We start from the raw sequence: 3,736 nt of genomic DNA, 5'->3' as shown, positions 1-3,736 counted from the left end.
CCCCGTCGGGGGGGGGGGCACCGCACCGGGGGGGCGCGCCGCCGGGGGGGGGGGGGGGGGCCGGGGCGGCCCCCCCCCGCGGGGAGAGCGTCAGGCCGCCGCGTAGGACGGGTCGGCCATCAGCAGCGTGGCGAGAGGTGCGCTGTCGTTCTTGGCCAGCGCGGTGAAGGTGACGCCGAGCTTGATCGCCGCGGTGCGGGTGAGCGCCAGTTCGTCCGTCTCCGTCACCTGGCCGCGCGGGACCACGAAGCGGTACTTGATGGCGTCGCCGTCGGCGAACTCGATGCCGAGCATGCGCTCGTCGACCTTCGGGGAGTTGCCGACCTCGTACTTGAAGACGCCCGAGCCGGCCGCGGTCTCGGAGACCGCGTCGCCGCCGAAGAAGAACGGCAGGGTGTCCTCGTTCAGCTGCATCAGGGCGAACTTCAGGGTCAGGTCGCGGTCCGCGTAGATGAAGCGCGCGGCGCTGACCGACTGCCAGGTGTCGACCGGGTCGATCTTGTCCTTCTTGGTGAACTTGATGCCGTCCGTCGAGGTGTACCCGAGGTCCTTCCACCCCGTGCCCCAGTCGCCGGTGGTAGTGGTCGGCGCCGGGGTGTTCACGGGGGCGACGAGGATGCGGCCGGTGCCGGCGACGCGGATCTCGGTGGGGTTCATGCCAGCCATGGGTGCTCCTGGTGAGAGAAGAGAAACGAAGAAGAAGGGGACAGCAAAAAGGCCCCGCGGAAGGCGGGGCCTGGGGCTTCGGGGGCCTCAAGAGCCGGAGGACCGGCCGGGGCGTGGGGCGCGTGACGCGGCGTCAGGCCGGGCGCACCGTGAGGCGGTACGTCATCACGTACCGGTTAGCGGCCGCGTGGTTGTAGTCGGGCAGCCAGCGCGGCCCGTCCTCCTCGGCGACGTCGGCGACGACCGCGCCGGAGAGTGCCGCGTCCCTGGCCTGCATGAGCAGGGCCCGGGTGGTGAGGGCCACGGTGTGCGCCGCGGTCTTGTCCGGGCCGTACACCTCGAGGTCGACCAGCGGCGCGTCGAGCCGCTGGTTGTCGAGCCACGCGCCGCCGACGCGCGAGACGAGGACGGTCTTGGCGGTGCCGTCGAAACCGGCCGGCGGCCGGTTGTCGACCGTGGTGCCGGCCATCTCGGGACGGGCGTCCAGGTAGTCGACGACCAGGCGTTCTATGTCCGGGAAAGTGATCAGGGGCTGGGTCACATGGGTGCTCCGTTCGGAGAACGACGAAGCGGCAGACCCGGCGCCCGGTGCCGGGCGCAGCTCTGCCGCTGCAAGAAGTGTGACGTACGCACACCTTCGTTCGCAAGCTTGTTCGAATGAAGGCCTGCGACCCGCGTGAAACGGCCCTCGTGGACTGCCTATTGGGGCCGGATGCTGTTCAGTCGGCGCCGTGCCGGATAGCTTGACGTTGTCATCGACCTTGTCGAAAACAAGAACGCGTTATATTTTCGCGGCGTCGGCGACCACACCCGACCGGGCCCGGCCAGGGCCCCGGCGACCTCCAGGGCACGGCTAGGACGAGGAGCAGCTCATGCGCGCAGCCATCCTGCACGAGACCGGACAGGACAAGCTCGAGGTCCGCGACGACGTCGAGGCCGTGGGCATGGGCCCCGGCCGGGTGCGGGTGAAGCTGCACGTCACCGGCGTCTGCCACTCCGACCTGTCGGCCATGAAGGGCGTGCTCCCGCAGCCCGCCCCGTTCGTACCCGGCCACGAGGGCGCCGGCGAGGTGATCGAGGTCGGCGACGACGTCACCTCGGTCGCGGTCGGCGACAAGGTCATCGTGTGCTGGGCACCGCCGTGCGGCACCTGCAACTACTGCACCGGCAACCAGTCGAACCTGTGCCTGTCCGGGTTCATGAACGCCGGCACCCAGAACTTCACCTTCGGCGGCACCCCGTCGTTCGGCATGACCGGCACCGGCACCTTCGCCGAAGAGGTCGTCGTGGCCGCCCCGTGCGCCATCAAGGTGCCGGACGACGTGCCCTACGAGATCGCCTCGCTGATCGGCTGCGGCGTCACCACCGGCATGGGCGCGGTCTTCAACAGCGCCAAGATCGAGCCCGGCATGAGCACCGCGGTCATCGGCGCCGGCGGCGTCGGCATCGCGGTCATCCAGGCGCTGCGCGCCATGGGCGCCTCGGAGATCGTCGCGATCGACCCGGCCACCAGCAAGCACGCCTGGGCCAAGCAGTTCGGCGCCACGCACACCGCCACCCCCGAGGAGGCGGCCGGCCTCAAGGCCGAACTGACCGGCAACAACGGCTTCGACGCGGTCTTCGAGGTCGTCGGCAAGTCCTTCACGGTGCGCAGCGCGTACGACCTCACCCGCCGCGGCGGCCAGGTCATCGTGGTCGGCGCCGGCGCGATGGACGACAACGTCTCGTTCAACATGTTCGAGCTGTTCTTCGACCAGAAGCAGATCATCGGCAGCATCTACGGCGGCGGCGACATCGTGCGGGAGTACAACCGCATCATCCGCCTCTGGCGGGCCGGCCGCATCGACCTCGAGGGCATGATCACGCACCGCGTCGGCATCGCGGAGATCAACCAGGCCTTCGACCTGATGAAGAGCGGCGAGTCGATCCGCACCATCGTCACCCTGGCCTGACCGCGCGGTACCGCCGGGCCCCTGCCGGCCCGGCGGTGCCCCCGCGGTCCGGCCCGCACCGCCCGGCGCACCACCTCGCCGGGCGCTACCCCGCACACCCTGGAGAAGCAGCAGATGACGACGTCCCTCGCAGGCAAGGTTGCCGTCCTCACCGGCGCCGGCGGCGGTCTCGGCCGCGCCGAGGCCCTCGAACTGGCCAAGCAGGGAGCGAAGGTCGTCGTCAACGACTTCGCCCCCGAGGGTGCCCCGAACCCGGCGCAGGCCGTGGTCGACGAGATCATCCGAGGAGGCGGCGAGGCCGTCGCGCACCGCGGCGACATCTCGAACTTCGAGACCGGCGGCGAGCTGATCCAGCTCGCCATCGACACCTTCGGCTCGATCGACATCCTCGTCAACAACGCGGGCGTGCTGCGCGACCGCATGCTCTTCTCCATGACCGAGGCGGAGTGGGACATCGTCCTGGCCGTGCACGCCAAGGGCACCTTCAACACCTCGCACCACGCCGCCAAGTACTGGCGCGACAAGTCCAAGGCGGAGGGCGGCCCGGTCTACGCCCGCATCGTCAACACCGCCTCGGAGGCGTTCCTGGCCGGCTCGCCGGGCCAGCCGAACTACGCCGCCGCCAAGTCGGCCATCGTCGGCCTGACCATGAGCACCGCGAACGGCTGCCACCGCTACGGCGTCCGCGCCAACGCGATCGCCCCCCGCGCGCTCACCAACATGACCAGCAACGTCTTCAACGCCAAGGACGACCTGGCGGACGGCGAGCTGGACCCGCTGGCCCCCGAGCACGTCTCGCCGCTGGTCGCCTTCCTGGCCAGCCCGGCCGCGGAGAACATCTCCGGCCAGGTCTTCGTCGTGCACGGCGGCTTCGTCGCGGTCGTCGAGCGCCCGACGCTGCAGGCCAAGTTCGACTCCAAGCAGGCCACCTTCACGCCGGACGAGCTCGAGCAGGTCCTCGTCCCGCACTACGCCGACAAGAAGCTCAACCAGGGCTACTCGGCCACCGACCTGCTCTTCCTCAAGCGCGAGCGCTGAGCCGTCTCCTGACGGCACCTGCGGGAGGGGCGGGCGGCCGGGGCCCGCCGCCCCCCCCGCCAGGCCCCACGGTGTCAGCG

At 70.5% G+C, this 3,736-nt stretch carries 4 protein-coding genes; 2 read left to right on the top strand and 2 right to left on the bottom strand.

All coding sequences use genetic code 11. The annotated features are described in order from the left end of the window. Positions 1 to 90 precede the first annotated feature (90 nt). Both LZ495_RS36680 and LZ495_RS36675 read right to left on the bottom strand, forming a co-directional pair. On the bottom strand, positions 91 to 666 hold the full coding sequence (locus LZ495_RS36680; protein ID WP_235057492.1) for a phage tail tube protein: 576 nt from the start codon (positions 664 to 666) through the stop codon (positions 91 to 93). A gap of 133 nt (positions 667 to 799) precedes the next feature. Next, positions 800 to 1,207: a phage tail termination protein gene (locus LZ495_RS36675; RefSeq protein WP_235057491.1), complete on the bottom strand. Its 408-nt coding sequence runs from the start codon at positions 1,205 to 1,207 to the stop codon at positions 800 to 802. Positions 1,208 to 1,538: 331 nt separating this feature from the next. Between LZ495_RS36675 and LZ495_RS36670 the strand changes: the two genes are divergently transcribed. After that, entirely contained in the window at positions 1,539 to 2,618 is a 1,080-nt protein-coding gene (locus LZ495_RS36670; protein ID WP_235057490.1) for a Zn-dependent alcohol dehydrogenase, read from the top strand. Between the two features lie 114 nt (positions 2,619 to 2,732). Then, on the top strand, positions 2,733 to 3,656 hold the full coding sequence (locus tag LZ495_RS36665) for a 3-oxoacyl-ACP reductase (RefSeq protein WP_235057489.1): 924 nt from the start codon (positions 2,733 to 2,735) through the stop codon (positions 3,654 to 3,656). Positions 3,657 to 3,736: the final 80 nt, after the last annotated feature.

Source organism: Yinghuangia soli (assembly GCF_021502675.1).
Lineage (GTDB): Bacteria > Actinomycetota > Actinomycetes > Streptomycetales > Streptomycetaceae > Yinghuangia > Yinghuangia soli.
Note: the sequence above shows the minus strand (reverse complement) of the source record. Positions and strands in the feature narration are given on the sequence as shown.